This is a genomic window from Proteus genomosp. 4 str. ATCC 51469 (genome assembly GCF_003144375.1).
Classification (GTDB): domain Bacteria; phylum Pseudomonadota; class Gammaproteobacteria; order Enterobacterales; family Enterobacteriaceae; genus Proteus.
In genome coordinates, this window is the sequence record NZ_PENV01000001.1 from 73,345 (window position 1) to 95,343 (window position 21,999).

Consider the following 21,999-nt stretch of genomic DNA (forward strand, 5'->3'; position numbering starts at 1 on the left):
ATGTCAGGATGATATTTATTCTTTATTAGGCAAGATGATCAGGAGGATGGTGATGAAAATACTTATCACAGGTGGTACAGGATTAATTGGCAAAGCATTAGTGTGTGAACTTGCACTGTCTAATAATGATATTACAGTGCTTTCTCGTTCACCTCAAAAAGTCTACTCGCACTTTTGTAATGAAATTACCTGTTGGACTCAACTCAGTGATAAACAAAATCTTAATGGGTTTGATGCGGTCATTAATCTTGCTGGAGAACCCATTGCCGATAACCGTTGGACACCTGCTCAAAAACACAAACTCATTAACAGCCGTTGTGATTTAACTCAAAAATTAGTTGAGTTAATTAAGGCCAGCGACTCTCCTCCTTCTGTTTTCATATCTGGTTCTGCGGTTGGCTTTTATGGTGACCAAGGTGATTTGCAAGTCACTGAACAGACGCCAGCAAACCCTGAGTTTACACATGAGCTTTGTGCTGAGTGGGAGCGTATTGCTCTTGAAGCACAAACACCATTAACTCGTGTTTGTTTGTTACGTACAGGAATTGTGCTTTCAACACTCGGTGGCGCACTACCTAAAATGAGTAAACCCTTTAAGTTAGGATTAGGTGGCAAATTAGGAAACGGGAAACAGTATATGCCGTGGCTCCATATTGATGATATGGTCAGTGCGATTATTTTCTTGCTTAAGACTCAAGATGCTAAAGGCGCTTTTAACTTAACTGCACCTAACCCTGTACAGAATAAAGAATTTACTCGCTTATTAGGAAAAGCATTTAATCGCCCCGCCTTAATGACGGTTCCTGAAAGTGTATTACGTTTAGTGATGGGAGAAAGCGCCACATTAGTGTTAGGTGGGCAACAAGCCATCCCTGAAAAATTACTTAATGCTGGCTTTGAGTTTCGCTACCCACATTTAGAAGAGGCATTAAAAGATATTATTACCACAGGAAAATAATCTCTTTTTCTATTTTCAATAATTCGATGTGACTAGTGCGAATAAATATTCTACCTAATAGATACTCTAAATAATTCAAGGTGTAGCTAGGCGACAAGTAAATGAGTCACTAGTCACATACAATAGTATGTGGCTAGTGCGAATCAGCCCAGTCAACAACGCTACAACTTGAAGTATGACGAGTAACGACGAGTATACTTAGCGGGCAGGCTTATCGCCTTCCCACCTTTGAAACAAATCATCAGGTAAATCAATCTCAAACTGATCAAGTACACGATTAACCGTTTGATTGACAATATCATCAATGGTTTTAGGCTGAAAATAGAAAGCTGGAACTGGTGGCATAATCACTGCACCTAATTCAGATGCTTGTGTCATTAAGCGCAAATGGCCTAAATGCAGAGGCGTTTCACGCACACACAACACCAATTTACGCCCTTCTTTCAGCACAACATCTGCAGCACGAGTGACTAAAGTATCGGTATAACTATGAACAATACCGGATAAACTTTTAATTGAGCAAGGTAAAATTACCATCCCACTGACACGAAACGATCCTGAAGAAATTGACGCACCAATATCGCGATCATCATAAATCACATCTGCTAAAGCATGGATATCTTTTAGCGAATAATCAGTTTCTAATGAAATAGTACGGCGAGCAGCTTGGCTAATCACTAAATGCGTTTCAACTGACGGTACAGATTTCAGAATTTCTAATAAACGTATACCGTAAATTGCACCACTGGCACCGGTTAGCCCAACTATCAGCTTTTTCATTATAATCCTCAGAATATATATCAACATAAATCATTATGATGATTAACCCTCAAAAAACAAGCGCCGATGCAGAACACGCTAGCATCGACGCTTTATAAGGGCATTATATTACCGAAAAACTAACCTTCGTTATAGATTTCCAAGTTTTCTATTTCATTTTGATCTCGAATTTTGTGTTCATCATCACGACGAAGATTTTCTAAATAATCTAGATAATCTTGGTCGATATCTTTCGTTATATAAACACCATCAAATACAGAACATTCAAACTGACTAATATCAGGATTTTCTTCTTGTACAGCGGCAATTAAATCAGAGAGATCTTGGAAGATAAGCCCATCAGCACCAATTAATTTACGAATTTCATCCACTTCACGTCCATGAGCAATGAGCTCATTAGCGTTTGGCATATCAATACCATACACATTAGGGAAGCGAACTTCTGGCGCAGCTGAAGCAAAATAGACTTTCTTCGCTCCTGCTTCTCTTGCTAACTCGACGATTTGCTCTGACGTTGTACCACGAACAATAGAGTCATCAATCAACAAAACATTTTTATCACGAAACTCTGCACGATTTGCATTCAATTTACGTCTTACTGACTTACGACGTTCTTGTTGACCAGGCATAATAAAAGTACGCCCCACATAGCGATTTTTTACAAAGCCTTGGCGATACGGTTTATTAAGAATATGAGCGATTTCTAATGCGATATCACACGAGGTCTCTGGAATAGGAATGACCACATCAATCTGCAAATCTTCCCACTCTTTCGCAATTTTAGCGCCTAATTTTTGCCCCATACGCAAACGTGCATTGTAAACAGAAATTTTATCAATAAAGGAATCTGGGCGAGCAAAATAAACATACTCAAATAGACAAGGCATTAATTGCGGATTTTCAGCACATTGGCGGGTAAAGAGTTGTCCTTGTTCAGTGATATAAACCGCTTCACCGGGTGCAACATCACGCAAGAACTCAAAGCCTAAAGTATCTAATGCAACACTTTCAGATGCGACCATATATTCATGGCGACCATCTTCTAATGTACGTTTACCGAGAACTAAAGGACGAATACCAAAGGGATCACGGAAAGCTAATAAACCATGACCGATGATCAACGCAACGCAAGCATAAGCACCACATAATTTTTTATGCATTGCTGCGACTGCAGCAAAAATATTATCAGGCTCTAGAGGGAAATGGTCAAAACGGTCTAATTCATATGCCAATACATTAAGTAAGATTTCAGAATCAGAGGTGGTATTGATATGGCGACGCGCTGTTTCAAATAATTGGCGACGTAATAAATGCGCATTGGTTAAATTACCATTATGCGCCAACGTAATACCAAAAGGTGAATTCACATAAAAAGGCTGCGCTTCTGATGCACTAGAACTACCCGCTGTTGGATAACGGACATGCCCTATCCCGATAGTACCTTTTAAACGCAACATATGACGGGTTTCAAACACATCTTTAACCAGTCCATTAGCTTTGCGAAGACGGAAACCGTTGTTACCGTCTATCGTTGCAATGCCAGCTGCATCTTGACCTCGGTGTTGTAACACCGTTAACGCATCATAAATTGATTGGTTTACTGGATTCGCTCCAGCGATACCGACAATACCGCACATGAATAGATCCTCATCAGCCAGACGGAGAGGTTATATTCTCTCCGACACGAAACTTGACGCATTTTGCAGGTAGTCAAAGAACCACCTAATAATATGGTTGAATTGAGGAATAAGTTCAGAACGTTGCCAATCAGCGCTATCTGCCATAGGCGTAAATGCCCCTAAAACAAACAATAATGCTGACACGATCAGCACGCCTCTTAATGCCCCGAAACAGACCCCCAAAACTCGATCTGTACCTGATAACCCTGTGCGTTGAACAAGAGAGCTAATCACATAGTTCACGACAGCACCAACAATCAATGTCGCAATAAACAAAGTGACTATTGCAATCCCGTTACGAACCAGTTCATCTTCAAACCGGGTAAAATAGACGGCAAGATAAGGATAAAACTGACTAGCAACAAAGAAACCACAACCCCAGGTGATGAGTGACAATGCTTCACGAACAAAGCCACGGATCAGGCTAACTAATGCGGAAAAACCAATAATGGCAATGATGGCGTAATCTATCCAGACCATAAATTCTTTATCCAATAATGATGCTCCGCATTAATACGGAAGCATTCTAACAGAAAACGAAAACGTTTGCGTAATGCTAATTTTCGCTAATTTCAAAATAATTTACGGCGATATGAAAAATCATAATCGCCGCAATAAGTTAACGCTTTGTTACATCACTCATCAGATGACTCGTTTAGAAAAATTAAGGCTTATATGCCCTTACCTCACCTTGTAAGCCTGTAAGCTCTTTTAAATGAGGCAAAATAGCCTGTAATTCTGACTTAGATGCACTTGGCCCAATGTAAATTCGAGTCATTTGACCAGCAACAGGACGCGCGGGTACGGTATACACCGGGTAACCTGAGAAATGCATTTTCGCAATAATTTCTTCAACCTTCGCCGCATTTTTCAATGCACCTAATTGAACAACCCAAGCTTCACCTTTTGGTGGTTTGGTTTCTTGCACTGGTGGTGCTGGTGGTTGTACAGGTGGTGTGACCACCGGTGGTACAGGCGTTGGCTGTACAGGAGGTGTCGGCGTTGGTTGTACTGGTGGCGTAACAGGAACAACGGTTGGTGGTTGTGGTGCTGTTGCCGTAGATTGTTCAACACCCGTGACTGCTTCAGAAAGCATTGCTTCAGAAGCGCCTTCTGATGGTGTTGAAGGCGTTGTTGTTTGCTCTATAGGAGCGATAGATTCAATTTCTTGTTCATCGCCCGGTTTTGGTACTAAAGGAATAGCGGCAAATTGGTCTTCGTTATATTTCTTATCGCCGTCAAGCAACGCAGGTAAAAAAATAACCCCTACAGCCACTAATACCACGGCTCCGACTAAGCGATTTTGAAATTTACTCGCCACCCACACTCTCCTTTTCCAAAAGTTCCATCACATGTGCGACTGTATGAAATGAGCCACAAACCACGACGATATCATTAGGATTAGCATCGGACATAGCTTGTTTCCATGCCGCCTCTACACTCTCAAATACCGATGGGTTTTCAAGATGTTGAGCAAGTACATCCGCTGAAGCGCCACGAAATTCATTAAGTGGCGCAACATACCAATTATCCGCCAATGGCATTAAACACGCTAATGTTCCCGCAATATCTTTATCACCTAGCATACCAACAACAATACGCACTTTGGTATCAGACTTACGCGGTAATTGTGATAATTTTTCAGCTAAATATCCTGCTGCATGAGGATTATGTGCCACATCAAAGATAACTAGAGGATGCTGTGAAATTACCTGAAAACGTCCAGGTAATTGTGCTCGAGACATACCTTCAACAATGCTTTGCTGTGTTATTGCTTGACTGACCTTATCATCAGATTTGAGCAAGCAACGGATGACCCCCATCGCTGTCGCCGCATTGGCTAGCGGAATATTAGGGATAGGCAACGCATCAAATTCACAATCAGCACAACGCCAATGCCAATGATCACCTTCAATAACAAAAGACCAATCCGTTTCTCGACGGAAAAGCTTAGCCTGTTTTCCATTGGCAACTTCAGCAATGGAATGAGGCATATCTGGCTCACCCACAACTGCGTAGTGATTAGCACGGAAAATACCAGCTTTCTCGTGACCAATATGCTCTCTATCTGCACCTAACCAATCAGTATGATCGAGTGCAATACTTGTGATAGCCGCAATATCTGCATCAACGATATTCGTCGCATCTAATCGACCGCCTAATCCTACTTCAAGAATAACAACATCAAGTTGTGCTTGTTGAAATAACTTCAGCGCAGCCAGAGTGCCATATTCAAAAAAGGTCAGCGAAATATCGCCTCTAGCTTGTTCAATTTCTGCAAAAACTTCACAAAAAGCATCTTCGGAAAGTTCTTTGCCTTGAATACGTACACGTTCTGTGTAGCGAACAAGATGAGGTGAGCTATAAACGCCGACTTTCAATCCTGATGCCATCAAGATTGACTCTAGCATATGACAGGTTGTGCCTTTTCCATTTGTACCTGAAACAGTAATGACTTTAGGTGCAGGGCGTAACACATTTAATATTTTTCCTACCTCGCCTACACGTTCCAACCCCATATCAATGGCGCTTGAATGTAAGTGTTCAAGATAAGAAAGCCACACCGACAGAGGCGATGTGGCTTTAGGAGCAGTTATGATATTAGACATCTTCTTTTTTATTCGTTTCGATGTTAATTTCTGGCTCGTTATCAGCAGATTCAATTTCATCAGCAATCATTTCTTCGCCAATAATTTCATCTTCATCTTCGACTAAATCATATTGAGTCAGCTTAGCCAGTAATTCAGCCAGCTCATCACGCATTTCTGGACGACGAACAATCATATCAATCGCCCCTTTTTCTAACAAAAACTCACTACGTTGGAAACCTGCTGGCAGTTTCTCACGTACAGTTTGCTCAATAACGCGTGGGCCTGCAAAACCAATCAGTGCTTTAGGCTCCGCAACGTTAATATCGCCTAACATGGCTAAACTTGCAGAAACACCGCCCATTGTAGGATCAGTCATCACTGAGATATAAGGCAAACCACGTTCTTGCATTTTTGCTAATGCTGCACTGGTTTTTGCCATTTGCATTAATGACATCAGCGCTTCTTGCATACGCGCACCGCCACTTGCAGAGAAGCAAACCAGAGGACAATTATCTTCTAGTGCTTGTTCAACAGCACGAACAAAGCGCGCCCCAACCACAGAAGCCATAGAGCCGCCCATAAACGCAAACTCAAAAGAAGCAGCAACAACTGGCATCTTTTTCAATGTTCCTTTCATGACGACTAATGCGTCTTTTTCCTGAGTTTGCTTTTGAGCAGCGCTAATTCTGTCTTTGTATTTTTTGGAGTCGCGGAATTTCAGAATATCTTTAGGCTCTAATTCACTACCTAATTCTGTGGTACTTCCTGTATCAAGGAAAGTCTCAAGGCGACGGCGCGCTGAAATGCGCATATGGTGATCACATTTAGGACAAACCTCTAAATTACGCTCTAATTCTGCGCGATAGAGTACCTGTCCACAGCTATCACATTTAGTCCAAACTCCTTCTGGGATATTGGCTTTACGTGAACTTGTGATAGTGCTTTTATTTAGAATTTTTTCAATCCAGCTCATTAACGGACCTTTTCGTCTGAATCTGACCTTCGCCAGTAAAATTATTGTGAGCGTATCAACCACAATGCACTGGCTGTGTGGTTAGCAAAGTTTATGATGATACCGCTTACTGAATTTCAGCGCATCTCTTTATTATGGCTATTCTACGGCAAAAACTAATGATAACTGCTCAAACCTCTTTGCTATCACTTTCTTTCTTCGCTTTTGCACTCGCTCTGCGATGGCGTATGATCTCAATGACGCCCGGTAAAATAGAAATAACAATAATGGCAACAATTAGCAATTTTAAGTTCTTTTGAACTATATCTAAGTCACCAAAAAAGTATCCCGCATAAGTAAATAACAGTACCCATGCAATTGCCCCAGTAACATTATAAAAGGCAAAATGACGATATGACATTTTTCCCATTCCTGCAACGAATGGCGCAAAAGTTCGGATAATCGGCACGAATCTTGCCAAAATAATCGCTTTACCACCATGTTTTTCATAAAAAGCATGGGTTTTATCCAGATATTCACGACGGAAAATACGTGAATTAGGCTTACTAAATAGCTTTTCGCCAAAAAGTCGCCCTATAGAATAGTTCACTGCATCACCTAAAATCGCGGCGCAAAGCAATAGTAAGACAATAATATGGACATTCACATCATTGGTATCTAAAGAAGCTAAAGCACCAGCAACAAACAGTAATGAATCACCAGGTAAAAATGGCGTTACCACCAGCCCCGTTTCACAAAAAACAATCAGAAACAAAATGGCATAGACCCATGTACCATATTGCGCGACGAGCTCTGCTAAATGCGCATCAATATGTAAAATAAAATCAATTAGAAATTTTATCAAATCAACAAATTGCGTTAATATTTCCATAAATCCTCAGAGAACTGGGTGTTTTTATGATTGAGATATCTCAATAGGGTTATCCGCTAAAAATAGTGGGCCCATTGCAGGTTTTGGTAATTCAAAATGCTCAGGATAATCCACTGCCACCAAATACAAGCCATTTGCTTTAGCTGTTGCAGCGGCCTTGGTTCTGTCTTTTAAGGCTAATAATTCAGCCATCCAAGTAATGTCCTGATTGCCACACCCTATTTCTAAAAGGCTACCGACAATATTTCGCACCATATGGTGTACAAAAGCATTCGCTTTAATATCCACCACAACATAATCACCATATCGAGAAACGTTAACATGCATAACGTTACGCCATGGCGTTCGTGATTGACATTGAACGGCTCTAAAAGAGGTAAAATCATTTTCACCCAATAAACATTGGGCGGCCTGATGCATACGCTCAGCATCTAAAGGGTAATGAAAATGCGTCACTCCAGATGATAATATAGCGGGACGATAGCGATGATTAAAAATCACATAGCGATAACGTCTTGCCGTTGCACTAAAACGTGCATGGAAATCATCAGAAACCGTTTTTACCCAACGTACAGCGATATCCGCAGGTAAATGGGTATTAACACCCATTGTCCATGCGGGATCTTTACGGTGTGCCGTTGTTTCAAAATGGACAACTTGCCCCGTTGCATGCACTCCAGCATCTGTTCTTCCGGCACAAAAAACTGATATAGGTTCATTAGCCACTTGTGAAAGGGCTTTTTCTAACCGTTCTTGTACACTGCGCACTTCATTTTGGCGTTGCCAGCCATAATAACGACTACCATCATACTCAACGCCTAACGCGATTTTGATTGTTGTGCTTTCAGAAATAACCGTTGACTCAGTCAAAGGTTGTTCTGTTACTTCAGCACTCACTGGCGCATTCATTAGTAAAACTGCTCCTGCATTAATTGTTCTGCCACTTCAACAGCCATTAATGCCCCACCAAAGCGCACATTATCTGCCACTGACCAAAATTGTAAGGCTTCTGGCATACCATAATCATTACGGAAGCAACCTAAATTTAGGCTCACATTCCCCGAAGCATCGGTCACTTGTGTTGGAAAATCATTTTCATCACTGATACTCAGGTCTTCATTTTCTTGCAATGTTCCACGTGCTTCATCACTGCCCATTGGGCGTGATGTTTCTAATTGCACTGATTGCGCATTACCATAGAAAACTGGAGCTTGTAATGTAGTGACTGAAATTGGAAGGCCTTCGTCTTGTAAGATTTTACGAATTTGGTCAACCATGCGACTCTCTTCTTGTACTGAGCCTTCGTCATCAACCATAAGAGGTAGAATATTAAAGGCTAGTTGCTTATTAAAACGGCCTAATTCAGGTGGAACACCATTAAGTAAACGAGCACTTTGTCCAGCAAGTTCATCAACTGCTTGTTTTCCAAAACGGGAGACTGACATTAAATTGGTCACACTAAGACGAGTCAAACCAGCAGCTTCTGTTAATGGATTAATCGCACGTAACAATTGGCTTACCATACTATCAGCAATAGAAACGATATTACGGGTGCGATATTCTGCAAGCATTGAGCTATTCACGCCGGGTACTATCAGTGGTACATCCCAATCCATAGCAAATATGCCACTACAATCAATGACGATGCAGCCTGAGTCTGCTGCTTGCTGTGCATATTGCGCACTAATTTCTGTCGGAGCAGCAAAGAAAGCTAATTGAATATCTGCCCATTCGATATTGTGAATACCTTGAACAGCAACACTTTTGCTGTTTACACGCACAGATTTTCCAATACTGTCTTCGCTTGCGATTGCCGTCAGTTCACCAATGGGAAATTCACGCTCTTGCAACAGCTCTAAAATAGCTTCACCAACAGCACCTGTTGCACCAACAACAGCAATATTCCAACCTTCTCCCATAAGATATCCTCCAATACCATAAAATTTTAAAAATAATGTTGTGCTTTATTTGCGTGTAACACTTTTGTATGTAGCACTAAAACCAATCGCACTTAATGTATTGGCCGTGGTTTGGTTATCACAAATTACATGTAGTGAAGACCATTCACGGCGTACAGGATAAAGTTTGCGTAATTTATCAAACTCTCCTTTTACACCGGCCACTTTTCGTAATGGTGCATCATCTCGACGCACATCATAAACAAGGTGGATCAGTTGTTTTAATAACGTTTGTGTTAGCTCACCTTGTACTGAAATTGTTGAAATAGTCGGTGCTGGCAACAAGGTTGATAATTCAACTTGTTGAGGCTGTCCAATAAAATCACAATAAGCTTCAAATACTTGTGTTGTACCGCGCGCTTTACCTTCTAAGGTATAACCCGCAATATGTGGAGTGCCTATATCGACTTTATTTAATAATTCAATAGAGAGATCTGGCTCTGGCTCCCAAACATCTAATACCACACGTAAGGATTTACCTTTCTCAAGTACAGATAATAGTGCTTGATTATCAACAACCTCACCACGGCTCGCATTAATTAAAATACGTCCTTCAGGTAATTTTTCGAGGTTGTTCTCATTTATCAAATGATAACTTTTGTATGGACCTGATTTATTGAGAGGTGTATGGAAAGTCAGAATGTCCGCTTTTTCTAATAGCGTTTCCAATGAATGAAATTCTTCATTATCACCGTTATCTGCTCTAGGTGGATCGCAAAGTAATACATTGACACCTAATGCGCGTAAGCGTGTTGCTAATCGCCCACCGACATTACCCACGCCCACAATACCAACAACTTTATCGGCTAATTGAAAGCCATCTTGCTCTGCGAGCATCATCAGTGCAGAAAATACATATTCTACAACAGCAATAGCATTACAACCTGGTGCTGATGAAAAACCAATTTGTTGTTGCTCTAACCATGCAATATCCACATGGTCAAAACCGGCCGTTGCCGTTCCAACAAATCTCACTGGCTTGCCTGATAATAAGGATTCATTGACTTTAGTAATCGATCTCACCATTAAGGCATCAGAATCATTAAGTTCATCAATAGGTAAAGGACGACCAGAAACCGCTTTTACCTCACCTAATTGGCGGAAAAGCTGTTCCGCATAAGGCATGTTTTCATCAACCAGAATTTTCACTGTGTTATCTCACTGATTTGGTATTTATGTGTGTAAACAATCAATCAAAAAATAAATTTAAGCGGTCTATTTTGCCACTTATTAACAACAAAGCCTATTATTGACAGTAAAATCTGCCTAGATTTTAAGTAAATATATGAAAAGAAGACTTAGCAATTGGGTAATCGACGAAAACGTTCTGGCGTTGTGCCAGCAAATTGTTGAAACATTGCAATAAATGTAGACGAAGAGCTGTATCCCACATCAAACGCAATTTCATTCACACTTTTTCCTTGTTCTAATAAAGAAATTGCATGTAAAAAACGTAAGCGCTTACGCCATTCACTAAAAGACATGCCTAATTCTTGTTGGCAACGACGAGAAAGTGTTCTCTCTGAGGTATAACGTTTTTTAGCCCATTCTTCTAACGAAGTATTATCCGCTGGGTCCTGCTCTAATGCAGAAAGTATTGGGGCAAGTAATTTATCTTTAGAAGAAGGTAAGTATGTATGATGAATCGGTGAAGCTTTAAGCTGATCTATCAACACTTGTGCTAAGCGAAAATCTTCTTCTGTTTGTGGTTTACAGACACCACGATGAAAGAAATCAGAAAATATAGTTGAAAAAATAGCACTTAATTGAATTAAACACGGTTTATCTAACAAACCTTCACACCAACTTGGTGCGATATCTAGCACCTTAAAAGAGAGTGTCTTTTTATTATAACTAGCATGCCCTACATTTTTAGGTATCCACACACTAAATTCAGGGGGTGCTAAAAACCGCTGTCCTCCAGCTTCTAAATCCATGACACCAGAAATCACATAAAGCAACTGACCAAAATCATGTTGATGATAAACAAACTCGGTTTCAGCTAATAGTTGCTCATCACGAAATCGCACTGTATCTGGATCAGACAATAACCATTGCATTTTTTGTTGTTCAATTGTCATCTTTATGTTGTTCTCTTGTCATGTTGTCTTTATTGACCTATCTGTTGTCTGGTTTTCATTATATATATCTAATCAGACAAGCTTACAATAGCAACCTGGTTTAAAAATAGATGTGAGAACAATGAAAAACGCAATATTTCCGCTTTTAGCGGTACTGATCTGGTCCATTAATGCCGTCGTCAATAAAGCAGCTGCGTCTGTTATCGATCCTGCGGCTATCTCTTTTTATCGTTGGTTTCTCGCCTTTTTAATTATGACGCCTTTTTTGATCATGCCTGTTTGGCACCATCGTAAAACCGTCAAACAATATTGGTGGAAATTATTTATTCTTGGTGCATTAGGAATGGTGATGTACCAGAGTTTGGCTTATTATGCTGCACATTATGTCAGCGCCACATTTATGGGCATCTTGAACTCGTTGATCCCATTACTGACTGTCATTATCAGTATTTTTGTTTTACGCGTTGTGCCTACTGTCGGAATAGTGCTCGGTACTGTGCTTTCAATTAGTGGTTTGGTCTGGCTAATTAGTCGTGGAGAACCGACTCAGTTACTTTCTCAAGGATTGGGATATGGCGAGCTAATGATGTTTATTGCTTCGGCATCATACGCACTTTATGGCGTTTTAACAAAACGGTGGTCTATCGCACTACCTAATTGGCAATCACTTTATGTTCAAATTGGGTTTGGTGTTCTGTTATTATTACCAAACTTCTTTCTTGCAGAAAGCGTGGCATTAACGAAAGACAATATTGGGTTAGTGATTTTCGCGGGGATTGGTGCTTCTATTCTTGCACCTTACCTGTGGATCTTAGGTGTGATGAAATTAGGTGCGAATACAACCTCTATTTTTATGAACCTAATGCCATTATTTACAGCAATGATTGCTATCACACTTCTTGGTGAAGAAATGCATAGTTATCATTTAGTGGGTGGTGGTATTGTATTATTGGGTGTGCTCTTAGTGCAACAACTGAGAACACCACTGAATTTCCGACGTCAGTCTGCAACGAAAAAAGCAGATTGTCATCAGGAGATGTGAGTCAATGTCAAAAAGACAACAATAAAAAAATACCGGCTAAATTCTTAGCCGGTCACATTCATGATGTTAGGTTTTATAAATAAAACTGACATAAGAAATCAAAGTATAAAATATAAAGTAATACAAGTATCCGTGGCAAACATTACCAACTTTTATATTAAATAGCTTCTACTTATTTGTAATAAAATAATCCAGATCAATTTTTTACAGCTCTTTTTGTCCTATTAGTCCTTTCTATTAACCTAACTCCATATAAAACAAAACATTTAATGATTTTAGTTACAATTAAATTAAACGATTGAAATAAAACACGATTAGTTTCATTTAATTATTTAAAACAATTAGTTATAAAAAATCGTCTATTTTATTAGAATAATAAAATAGGTAACTATTAGAAGGGGTATTTTTAAAGATTATTTATATAATCTTTTTTAAATAGTTTTTACTCGAAAAGTATCTTTATTAGAATAATAATTTATTTTAACTTGTGAATTTAAAATAAAAAGGCAGGCTTCATTAAAATGAAGCCTGCCTTTTTTAATAAGAAAATATAAGTATAACTAACTAGTTTTTATATTTACTCATTACTAATGAAGCATTAGTACCACCAAAACCAAAGCTATTTGACATTACAGTGTTTAACTTTTGTTCTGTTGGCTGAGTAATGATATTCATACCCAGTGCTTTATCATCTAATTCTTCAATATTAATGCTTGGTGCAATAAAACCATGCTCTAACATCAATAAGCTATAAATTGCTTCATGTACACCAGCTGCACCTAATGAGTGACCGGTCATCGCTTTAGTGGCTGAAATAGCTGGTGTATGTGTACCAAATACTTCAGTGATAGCTTCAAGTTCTTTTAAATCACCAACTGGCGTTGAAGTACCATGTGTATTGATGTAATCAACTTTCTCAACATCTTGCATTGCCATTTGCATACAACGAACAGCACCTTCACCAGAAGGAGCAACCATATCTGCGCCATCGGAAGTTGCACCATAGCCTACAACTTCAGCATAAATATGTGCACCACGCGCTAATGCGTGTTCTAACTCTTCAACAACCACAATACCGCCACCACCAGCGATAACAAAACCATCACGGTTTTTATCGTAAGTACGGGAAGCTTTACTTGGTGTTTCGTTATATTTCGTTGAAAGTGCGCCCATAGCGTCAAATTCGCAGGTCATTTCCCAACTTAATTCTTCGCCACCACCTGCAAACACAACATCTTGTTTGCCTAATTGGATAAGCTCAACGGCGTGGCCAATACAGTGTGCTGATGTTGAACAAGCAGAACTGATTGAATAGTTAACGCCTTTAATTTTAAAAGGTGTTGCTAAACACGCTGAAACACCCGATGCCATTGCACGAGTCACCATATAAGGACCTACGCCACGTAGACCTTTTGCTCTCATGCCATCAGAACCTTGGACTTGGTTACGTGGAGAACCACCACCAGATCCTACGACTAAACCTGAACGAATATTAGAAACTTGGTCTTCACTCAGACCTGAATCTGCTATCGCTTCTTGCATAGATAAATAGGCATAAACCGATGCGTCGCTCATAAAACGGCGGATTTTACGGTCAATAAGACCTTCAGTATCAAGCTTAACGTTGCCCCAAATGTGGCTACGAAGCCCCATCTCTTTAAATTCTTCTGAGAAAGTTATCCCGGAACGGCCTTCCTTTAAAGAATCCAGCACTTCTTTCTGGTTATTACCAATGCTCGAAACAATACCCAGACCCGTGATCACTGCGCGCTTCATTCATACCTCTTTACAATAATAGTTGTAGCTGCGGGATTTCTGAGTAGCACTCTAGCGTACAGTTGTACGCTGAACAAGTCCGATCAGGATCTTTTTTACAAAAATGCAGATAAGCTGATAAAACACTTCCCCGTTAAAGGCTGGTACAACCTGGCTAACAGCGCTAAGATATTAGACAATTTTTTGGAGAAATACAGGCAGTTCCGTGAATAATAGCCCGATAAATACCGCATCTTTAAGTTGGAATGAACTTGGTACGCCTATCTCAGAACAATTTGGCGATATTTACTTTTCAAACCAAGATGGCTTAGAAGAAACAAGACACGTATTCTTACAGGGAAATCATTTTCCATTACGTTTTGGTACACATGTACGCTCTGAATGTGTTATTGCAGAAACAGGGTTTGGTACTGGACTGAATTTTTTAACACTGTGGCAAGCGTTTGAGCAATTTAGACAAACATCACCCAATGCATGTTTAAAGCGACTTCACTATGTTAGCTTTGAAAAATTCCCTCTCACAAAAAATGATTTACAATCCGCGCATTGCCATTGGCCTGAACTTGAAAAATATTCAAAAGCACTTTGTTCTCAATGGCCATTACCTATCGCTGGTTGCCACCGTATTATTCTCGCAGATGGGGCAATCACACTAGATTTATGGTTTGGTGATATCAACACCTTGTTACCGCAAACTCGCCAAGCACTACGCAATAAAGTAGATGCATGGTTTCTCGATGGCTTTGCCCCTTCTAAAAATCCACAAATGTGGAGTGAAACACTCTTTCAATCCATGGCAGATTCAATGAGAGAAAATGGCACATTTTCGACATTTACTGCTGCCGGTATTGTAAAACGAGGTTTGCAAAGTGTTGGGTTCGAGATAAAAAAAATCAAAGGATTTGGGCAAAAAAGAGAGATGTTGACAGGTGTATTCCCTCATTCACCTTCCCCCGAATACCTACCTTATTATGCACGACCTCATGCAACACAAGCACAAGATATCGCTATCATAGGTGGTGGTATTGCTAGCACTTTTATCGCACTTTCTTGCTTAAGAAGAGGCGCTAAAGTCACCTTATATTGTGAAGATAAACAGCCCGCAACAAATGCATCAGGTAATAGACAAGGTGTTTTATACCCTTTGTTAAATGGTAAGTCAGACGAAATAGAGCAATTTTTTACAACCGCATTCTTATTTGCTCGACGTGCTTATGACAATCTAAGCCAAGCTGGCATTATGTTTTCTCACCAATGGTCTGGTGTTGCTCAACTTATTTATAATGATAGAGTGCGAAAAAAAGCAGAACGAATAATTAATCATTCTGCATCTTTTCATGAAATAGCTTGTTACCTTTCTCAAGATGAGATAAATACCCAGTGCGGGTTAGATATTAATTACGAAGGGCTTTTTTACCCGCAAGCTGGCTGGCTTTCTCCCACTGAATTAACCACTCAAGCACTAAAACATGCTCAACAATTGGGTTTAACACTGCATTTTAATCATCAAGTTACGCAGATAATGCAACATGACTCATCTTGGAGCTTAAATATCGTTCATCATAACGATAATCATGTGACACAAATTCAATCACAACATGATTGCGTAATTTTGGCAAATGGACATCGAATTACCGACTTTACCCAAAGTGCCAAGTTACCGATTAGTGCGGTTAGAGGCCAAGTTAGTCATATTCCAACAACAAAGACACTATCAAAATTAAAAACAGTGCTTTGTTATGATGGCTATTTTACACCTGTTGATAATCAAGATCATTTGCATTGTGTTGGCGCCAGCTTTCGCAGAGATAGGTTAGATTTAACGGTTTCCAGTGAGGAGCAAGAAGACAATCAATATCATCTTACGCACTGTTTAGCCAAAACACCTTGGTGCTTTGATGTTGATTTTAGCCAAAACAATGCACGAGTCGGTATTCGTTGTACGATACGCGATCATCTACCGCTATTAGGTGAAGTACCCGACTTTGAAAACTTGCTACTAGCATACACTCATTTAGATAGGTTTAAGCGTAGAAGACAAACGCCCGTTTTAGCGCCTGCTTATCATCAGCTTTATATCATCAGTGCATTAGGCTCTCGTGGATTATGTTCAGCACCGTTATCAGCCGAAATTCTCGCAAGCCAAATTTTTGATGAACCCTTCCCGGTTGAAGATAGTGTATTGAATGCCTTACACCCTAATCGTTTTTGGGTAAGGCCTTTACTACGCGGAAAACCGATTGAAGTAAAAAAGTAAAAGTAGCTTCTCCCGTTAGTGTATAAGCAACCGCTTTAGGTTGCTTATTTTAACGTTATTATTTTTTTAATGTTATGAACTAATAAATCTTACATTTCATTGCACAGCGCGTTTCTTTCACGAATCCCCCTCTTTCAACTTCATCGTCTAAGATTTCTTGCAAAGAGTGTGGAACTTCATTTTCTGGCAAAATAGAAAAACCTAAGCGTTGATAATACGGTGCATTCCAAGGAACATGACGAAATGTTGTCAATGTAACGGTACTGAATTGGCGCGCCTTTGCTTCATCTTTGACTTTTTGAATAAGTAATTTACCAATTCCGTTATTTTGCCAATCTTGGCTGACAGAGAGTTCATGAATAAATAAACTATCAGGCAATGCTTGCGTCATAATAAACCCCACAGGTTCATTGTCGTGATTAACCGCGACCCAATGTTCATGTTGGTTAATAAATTCTAGATGTGTTTCAACCCCTTGGACATCACTTTCGCTGATCCACTTTAAGTCTTCTAATATGCTAAAAAGTTGCCCTGCAGATTGCTCAATCGTAGGTAATTTAATGGCATCATCAATTTGTGTTTGACGAAGTGTAATACCATTATTTTTTATTTTATTTTGTGTGATCGTCATATCTATTTCCAGTTCTATACTTTAATACTTTGATAATTAAACTTATTAAAAAGCCATCCTATTGGATGGCTTACATTAACACTAAATTGATGACTACTTTTTCAGCTATTTTAATCTTTCGGTAAAATACCATAGGATTGGAACTGACCACTCGCCTCAATAAAACGTGTGTAATATTTATTATCTTCTACAGAGTCCTTTACAGCCCTATTAGCATACGCATTAGAGACTGCCAATGTCGCCTTATAAAGTTTATCTTTTAATGCGTTGTGGATCTTTGGATCTTCACTTTCCTGAATTTGATTTAAAAGCGACACAAGCTCTTCTGCTTCTGCTTGAATATCGGGATCAGTAAATTCTGCCGTCGGTAGCATGTAATCTAAATTGAGATTCACCGAATCGTTATACTCATCTTCTTGTGTAAATGGATTTAAATCTTTAGCGTACTCAGCAGAAATATATTTAATAAATTCTGGTTTATCAAAACACTTATTTTTTATACCACCGTCATTATTTTTATTGCGTGTACGAATTTCATTAGGAAATGGCTCGCCTAGAGGGTAGGTACATTGAAAGGTATTACCATCAATTAATGTAGCATTAGTGCTACGTACGGGGAGTTCAAACTCGTAACCATTAATAATCAGTGGGTAGTCAACCGTTTTAAACTGGTCTGTTTTCCCTTTCACGGCATACACTTCAGAAAGGGTGTAGTACATGAAATTATCAGGGTTTAATATGCCACCATTATTGTTGTCATAAACCATAAAAAGGGCATTATTGCCTGCACTGTCTTTTAAGTTATGCTCACCAGGCGACAATGTAATATAGCCATTTTTACCAGGTTCAACCTGATATTCTTTACCATCAACACTAAAGCTGATCATATTTTCGCTTGGATTACTGTAATAAAATTTATTTTTTTTATTATCTAAATCAACTTGATCACAAGCAGACAAAAATAAAATAGCGCTTGTAAGTAGGCTTATTTTAAAGAAATTTTTCATCGTATCGTTATCCTTATCATAAATATTCTATGCAAATCATTTGCATCCCGAGAAACATTCCTAAAAAACATTTAAAAGTAATTTTACAGAAATGGCAAGGTGTTACAAAAGATAGCACTATTATGCTTAATCAATGAGAGATACATCGACTTTGAAAAATCAAATAAAAACAATTGATAAATAGTGAGGATTGATTTTTGACTAAACACTCACCTTTTTCAACAGCAAATATCCTAAATATGACTTAAGTGTCATTATTTTAATAAGATTTTAAGAAAGAAAAAACAACCGATTGTGCCGGTTGTTCTCTTAGGTAGACATATAGAATTAATTAATTGAATTAACTAAATCGTGCCACGTAGATAATACTAATACTTGATCAGGTGGCGATAGCTCACCTGCTTTTATTGCCTTTTGAATGCTCTCTTCCACACGCGCTCTTAGCGCTTCTAATTGTGTGTTGTTTTCTTGCTCAAGCTCAGCAATAGCCAGTGTTATATGGCCTTGTAAATATCCACCAGCAAATAACTCATCGTCAGTGGCATGTTCAACACGGCTATCAATTCTATCTAACAAGTACGTTTCATACTCAGAAAGCATTATTTATCCTCAATATATAATGTTGCTGTATTCTGCATCTACACTGCATTATCAATGCAGAAAACGTATGATACAGCAACCTTACTACATCAGACTCCACCCTATCGGGTAAAACCTTCACAGTGGATAAGCGATAGTTATTCTCGCAATCCTTAATTAACTAAAGGGTTTTCCTGATAAGGAAACATCTCTTCCGTTAGCTCAGGGGTATTGTAAAACAAATGTAACGCATTAATAAATAGCTGAGCACGAGGTGGCGCGTTTTTATCTCGTAAATAAGCAAGCACTTGTTCTCTGACCTTGTTTCTAAACTCATAGCGATCAGGCTCAAAGTTACCTTCTAGATTGTCACAACTGACATTAAAAGGATAACCCGCAGCTTGGCAAAATAACCAATCCAGTGCTTGAGGTTTAATTTCTACCACCTCAAACTGCCCTTGCGTCGTTTCGTCACGTCCATCGGGGCAATACCAGTAGCCATAATCAACTTGTTGACGACGAGCCGCGCCTGCAATACACCAGTGTGATATTTCATGTAATGCACTCGCATAAAAGCCATGAGCAAAAATGATTTGGTGATAAGGTGTCTCTTCATTTGCTGGCAAATAAATCGGCTCATCATCCCCTTTGACTAAACGGGTTTGAAAACTTTCGCTAAAACATTGATTAAAGATATCAATTAACTGTTGGTAATGATGTGCTGACATTTAAAAAACCATTTATTCCTAATTAAAAAGTGCAGAGAACCAAAGTGCAATAGTATCGCCATGATTGTCATTAATGAGTTTGATGCTCATCAAGAAGGAGATAATGACCAGCATAGGCCTTATTAATTTTTGCCCTTTCGTTAAAACCAAGCCTGCACCTAAGCGAGCACCAATAAATTGCCCACAAAGCATAACTAAACCAAGAGTCCAAATAACTTGCCCACCAATAATAAAAAATAGTAGGGATCCAAAATTAGAGGTGAAATTGAGTAACTTAGCATGGGCAGTCGCTTTTGAGAGATTATATCCAAGTAACATGACATAACCTAAAGCGAAAAAAGAACCTGTACCAGGTCCAAAAATACCATCATAAAAACCCACACCTCCGCCTAATATTGCGCCAAATGTATAGTAACCAATACGTTGTTTACTGTCTTGAGCACCAATTGACGGAGTAAGAAGAAAATAAAGACCAATAGCAATAGTGAGAATAGGAAGTGCTTGTTTCAGAACCTCTGGATTAATAAATTGCACCAACATAGCGCCAGAAACCGCACCAATAAAGGTCATTAAAATCGCAAATCGTTGGGATTTTAAATCAATAACCCTGCGACGTATAAAATAGAGTGTTGCAGAAAATGAACCACCAACAGACTGCAGTTTATTGGTTGCAAGCGCTTGTACTGGTGAAATACCGACCGAAAGTAAAGCAGGAATAGTAATTAAACCGCCGCCACCAGCAATTGAATCGATAAAACCTGCAATTAAAGCGACAAAGAAGAGAAGAAGGTAGATGCCATCTGAAAAGAGCCAATCCATTTATCTATCCGAATTATCAGAAATGAAAGGACGTGTTGCTGTCTCTTTCGTTTATTTATTTTGAAGAGAGTAACAGCAACACAGTCTGAGCATAATAAAATTAGGCGCTCACACCTTTAAAGCTAACATCAAACTTACTACAGCTTATCAATCACGTTATTGATGTAGAATGATTACCACTGCATTAAAGGTGGCACAACATCACCACACTGACCACGCTGGCGCAATGCATGATCGAGTAATACAATTGCCATCATCGCTTCTGCAATTGGAATAGCGCGTATTCCCACACAAGGATCGTGACGCCCCTTAGTTATCATATCGACTTCCTCACCGTCACGATTAATTGTTTTGCCTGCAATCGTAATACTAGAGGTCGGTTTTAATGCGATATGTGCAACAATAGGCTGACCACTGCTAATTCCACCTAAAATCCCACCAGCATGGTTACTGGTAAAACCATTCTTGGTGATTTCATCTCGGTTCTCTGTACCTTTTAATGTTACAACACCAAAACCATCACCAATTTCAATACCTTTAACAGCATTAATACTCATCAAAGCATGTGCTAAATCAGCATCTAGTCGATCAAAGACAGGTTCACCAAATCCAGCTGGTACGCCTTGAGCAACAACGGTGACTTTTGCGCCAATAGAATTGCCTTCTTTCTTAAGTGCGCGCATATATTCATCAAGTGCATCTAAACGCGAAGGATCAGGACAGAAAAATGGATTACTTTCGACAATAGACCAATCAACAAGATCACACGTAATTGGCCCTAATTGAGATAGGTAACCTCGAACTTCGATACCCAATTTCTCTTTTAGGTATTTTTTTGCAATTGCACCTGCGGCAACACGCATAGCTGTCTCACGAGCAGAAGAGCGCCCACCACCACGATAATCACGTAAACCATATTTTTGTTCGTAGGTATAATCAGCATGACCAGGACGAAAAACATCTTTGATTTCACTGTAATCTTGAGAGCGTTGGTCGGTGTTTTCAATCAACAAACCGATGCTAGTTCCTGTAGTAACACCATTAAATACACCCGACAAAATACGAACTTGATCAGGCTCACGACGTTGTGTGGTATAGCGTGAAGTTCCGGGTCTACGTCTATCTAAATCAACTTGTAAATCGGCTTCTGTTAAAGGTAATCCAGGAGGCACACCATCAACAATACAACCTAATGCAACACCATGAGACTCACCGAAAGTCGTCACTCTGAATAATTGTCCGATACTGTTTCCTGCCATCCCTTTATTC

General features: G+C 39.4%; 21 protein-coding genes. 3 read left to right on the top strand and 18 right to left on the bottom strand.

What is annotated here, in order from left to right; translation table 11 throughout:
• Positions 1–52 precede the first annotated feature (52 nt).
• Positions 53–958: a TIGR01777 family oxidoreductase gene (locus DK866_RS00325; RefSeq protein ID WP_109407261.1), complete on the top strand. Its 906-nt coding sequence runs from the start codon at positions 53–55 to the stop codon at positions 956–958.
• 198 nt (positions 959–1,156) lie between these two features.
• Here DK866_RS00325 and DK866_RS00330 read toward each other — a convergent pair whose 3' ends face one another.
• From DK866_RS00330 to DK866_RS00380, 11 genes are all read right to left on the bottom strand, one after another.
• Entirely contained in the window at positions 1,157–1,738 is a 582-nt protein-coding gene (locus tag DK866_RS00330) for a UbiX family flavin prenyltransferase (protein WP_109407262.1), read from the bottom strand.
• Positions 1,739–1,857: 119 nt separating this feature from the next.
• On the bottom strand, positions 1,858–3,375 hold the full coding sequence (gene purF / locus DK866_RS00335) for an amidophosphoribosyltransferase (protein ID WP_109407263.1): 1,518 nt from the start codon (positions 3,373–3,375) through the stop codon (positions 1,858–1,860).
• A gap of 30 nt (positions 3,376–3,405) precedes the next feature.
• Positions 3,406–3,897, bottom strand: a complete 492-nt coding sequence (gene cvpA / locus DK866_RS00340; RefSeq protein ID WP_023581692.1) for a colicin V production protein — start codon at positions 3,895–3,897, stop codon at positions 3,406–3,408.
• Positions 3,898–4,081: 184 nt separating this feature from the next.
• Positions 4,082–4,738, bottom strand: a complete 657-nt coding sequence (dedD, locus tag DK866_RS00345) for a cell division protein DedD (RefSeq protein ID WP_109407264.1) — start codon at positions 4,736–4,738, stop codon at positions 4,082–4,084.
• Positions 4,728–6,026: a bifunctional tetrahydrofolate synthase/dihydrofolate synthase gene (gene folC, locus DK866_RS00350; RefSeq protein ID WP_109407265.1), complete on the bottom strand. Its 1,299-nt coding sequence runs from the start codon at positions 6,024–6,026 to the stop codon at positions 4,728–4,730. The genes dedD and folC overlap by 11 nt, the downstream gene beginning before the upstream one ends.
• Positions 6,019–6,981, bottom strand: coding sequence for an acetyl-CoA carboxylase, carboxyltransferase subunit beta (gene accD, locus DK866_RS00355; protein ID WP_109407266.1), 963 nt, complete (start codon positions 6,979–6,981; stop codon positions 6,019–6,021). Before accD ends, folC begins: the two co-directional genes overlap by 8 nt.
• Before the next feature lie 169 nt (positions 6,982–7,150).
• On the bottom strand, positions 7,151–7,852 hold the full coding sequence (locus DK866_RS00360; protein WP_109407267.1) for a DedA family protein: 702 nt from the start codon (positions 7,850–7,852) through the stop codon (positions 7,151–7,153).
• Between the two features lie 24 nt (positions 7,853–7,876).
• The gene (gene truA / locus DK866_RS00365; protein WP_227335730.1) at positions 7,877–8,761 is read right to left on the bottom strand and encodes a tRNA pseudouridine(38-40) synthase TruA; all 885 of its coding nucleotides are present in this window, start codon (positions 8,759–8,761) and stop codon (positions 7,877–7,879) included.
• Positions 8,761–9,771 (bottom strand): aspartate-semialdehyde dehydrogenase, encoded by a 1,011-nt coding sequence (locus tag DK866_RS00370; protein ID WP_109407268.1) that lies wholly within the window; start codon positions 9,769–9,771, stop codon positions 8,761–8,763. Before DK866_RS00370 ends, truA begins: the two co-directional genes overlap by 1 nt.
• A 45-nt stretch (positions 9,772–9,816) precedes the next feature.
• Positions 9,817–10,959 (bottom strand): 4-phosphoerythronate dehydrogenase PdxB, encoded by a 1,143-nt coding sequence (gene pdxB, locus DK866_RS00375; protein WP_109407269.1) that lies wholly within the window; start codon positions 10,957–10,959, stop codon positions 9,817–9,819.
• Positions 10,960–11,108: 149 nt separating this feature from the next.
• On the bottom strand, positions 11,109–11,891 hold the full coding sequence (locus DK866_RS00380; RefSeq protein WP_109407270.1) for an AraC family transcriptional regulator: 783 nt from the start codon (positions 11,889–11,891) through the stop codon (positions 11,109–11,111).
• A 121-nt stretch (positions 11,892–12,012) separates the two neighbouring features.
• Here DK866_RS00380 and DK866_RS00385 point away from each other — a divergent pair, with 121 nt between their 5' ends.
• On the top strand, positions 12,013–12,933 hold the full coding sequence (locus DK866_RS00385) for a DMT family transporter (protein ID WP_109407271.1): 921 nt from the start codon (positions 12,013–12,015) through the stop codon (positions 12,931–12,933).
• A 564-nt stretch (positions 12,934–13,497) separates the two neighbouring features.
• Here DK866_RS00385 and fabB read toward each other — a convergent pair.
• Positions 13,498–14,709, bottom strand: a complete 1,212-nt coding sequence (gene fabB / locus DK866_RS00390; RefSeq protein ID WP_109407272.1) for a beta-ketoacyl-ACP synthase I — start codon at positions 14,707–14,709, stop codon at positions 13,498–13,500.
• A 205-nt stretch (positions 14,710–14,914) separates the two neighbouring features.
• On the opposite strand from fabB, the gene mnmC reads away from it, so the two are divergent.
• Positions 14,915–16,966: a bifunctional tRNA (5-methylaminomethyl-2-thiouridine)(34)-methyltransferase MnmD/FAD-dependent 5-carboxymethylaminomethyl-2-thiouridine(34) oxidoreductase MnmC gene (gene mnmC / locus DK866_RS00395; RefSeq protein WP_109407273.1), complete on the top strand. Its 2,052-nt coding sequence runs from the start codon at positions 14,915–14,917 to the stop codon at positions 16,964–16,966.
• Between the two features lie 79 nt (positions 16,967–17,045).
• Here mnmC and DK866_RS00400 read toward each other — a convergent pair whose 3' ends face one another.
• The 6 genes from DK866_RS00400 to aroC all read right to left on the bottom strand — a co-directional run bounded on the left by DK866_RS00400 (position 17,046) and on the right by aroC (position 21,989).
• Entirely contained in the window at positions 17,046–17,597 is a 552-nt protein-coding gene (locus DK866_RS00400) for a GNAT family N-acetyltransferase (protein WP_109407274.1), read from the bottom strand.
• Positions 17,598–17,707: 110 nt separating this feature from the next.
• Positions 17,708–18,604, bottom strand: coding sequence for a hypothetical protein (locus DK866_RS00405; RefSeq protein WP_109407275.1), 897 nt, complete (start codon positions 18,602–18,604; stop codon positions 17,708–17,710).
• A gap of 327 nt (positions 18,605–18,931) precedes the next feature.
• Entirely contained in the window at positions 18,932–19,204 is a 273-nt protein-coding gene (locus DK866_RS00410; RefSeq protein WP_109407276.1) for a YfcL family protein, read from the bottom strand.
• Positions 19,205–19,356: 152 nt separating this feature from the next.
• Positions 19,357–19,911 carry an elongation factor P hydroxylase gene (locus tag DK866_RS00415; RefSeq protein ID WP_109407277.1) on the bottom strand — a complete coding sequence of 185 codons (555 nt, stop codon included), beginning with the start codon at positions 19,909–19,911 and terminating at the stop codon, positions 19,357–19,359.
• Between the two features lie 18 nt (positions 19,912–19,929).
• The gene (locus DK866_RS00420) at positions 19,930–20,730 is read right to left on the bottom strand and encodes a sulfite exporter TauE/SafE family protein (RefSeq protein WP_072068644.1); all 801 of its coding nucleotides are present in this window, start codon (positions 20,728–20,730) and stop codon (positions 19,930–19,932) included.
• 173 nt (positions 20,731–20,903) lie between these two features.
• Complete coding sequence (gene aroC, locus DK866_RS00425; protein WP_109407278.1) at positions 20,904–21,989, bottom strand: chorismate synthase; 1,086 nt, start codon at positions 21,987–21,989, stop codon at positions 20,904–20,906.
• Positions 21,990–21,999: the final 10 nt, after the last annotated feature.

Excerpts from the sequence above, each read along its gene's own strand:
- DK866_RS00325 (WP_109407261.1), top strand. The coding sequence starts at position 53 with ATGAAAATACTTATCACAGGTGGTACAGGATTAATTGGCAAAGCATTA.
- DK866_RS00330 (WP_109407262.1), bottom strand. The coding sequence starts at position 1,738 with ATGAAAAAGCTGATAGTTGGGCTAACCGGTGCCAGTGGTGCAATTTAC.
- purF (WP_109407263.1), bottom strand. The coding sequence starts at position 3,375 with ATGTGCGGTATTGTCGGTATCGCTGGAGCGAATCCAGTAAACCAATCA.
- cvpA (WP_023581692.1), bottom strand. The coding sequence starts at position 3,897 with ATGGTCTGGATAGATTACGCCATCATTGCCATTATTGGTTTTTCCGCA.
- folC (WP_109407265.1), bottom strand. The coding sequence starts at position 6,026 with ATGTCTAATATCATAACTGCTCCTAAAGCCACATCGCCTCTGTCGGTG.
- accD (WP_109407266.1), bottom strand. The coding sequence starts at position 6,981 with ATGAGCTGGATTGAAAAAATTCTAAATAAAAGCACTATCACAAGTTCA.
- DK866_RS00360 (WP_109407267.1), bottom strand. The coding sequence starts at position 7,852 with ATGGAAATATTAACGCAATTTGTTGATTTGATAAAATTTCTAATTGAT.
- truA (WP_227335730.1), bottom strand. The coding sequence starts at position 8,761 with ATGAATGCGCCAGTGAGTGCTGAAGTAACAGAACAACCTTTGACTGAG.
- DK866_RS00370 (WP_109407268.1), bottom strand. The coding sequence starts at position 9,771 with ATGGGAGAAGGTTGGAATATTGCTGTTGTTGGTGCAACAGGTGCTGTT.
- DK866_RS00380 (WP_109407270.1), bottom strand. The coding sequence starts at position 11,891 with ATGACAATTGAACAACAAAAAATGCAATGGTTATTGTCTGATCCAGAT.
- DK866_RS00385 (WP_109407271.1), top strand. The coding sequence starts at position 12,013 with ATGAAAAACGCAATATTTCCGCTTTTAGCGGTACTGATCTGGTCCATT.
- fabB (WP_109407272.1), bottom strand. The coding sequence starts at position 14,709 with ATGAAGCGCGCAGTGATCACGGGTCTGGGTATTGTTTCGAGCATTGGT.
- DK866_RS00400 (WP_109407274.1), bottom strand. The coding sequence starts at position 17,597 with ATGACGATCACACAAAATAAAATAAAAAATAATGGTATTACACTTCGT.
- DK866_RS00405 (WP_109407275.1), bottom strand. The coding sequence starts at position 18,604 with ATGAAAAATTTCTTTAAAATAAGCCTACTTACAAGCGCTATTTTATTT.
- DK866_RS00410 (WP_109407276.1), bottom strand. The coding sequence starts at position 19,204 with ATGCTTTCTGAGTATGAAACGTACTTGTTAGATAGAATTGATAGCCGT.
- DK866_RS00415 (WP_109407277.1), bottom strand. The coding sequence starts at position 19,911 with ATGTCAGCACATCATTACCAACAGTTAATTGATATCTTTAATCAATGT.
- DK866_RS00420 (WP_072068644.1), bottom strand. The coding sequence starts at position 20,730 with ATGGATTGGCTCTTTTCAGATGGCATCTACCTTCTTCTCTTCTTTGTC.
- aroC (WP_109407278.1), bottom strand. The coding sequence starts at position 21,989 with ATGGCAGGAAACAGTATCGGACAATTATTCAGAGTGACGACTTTCGGT.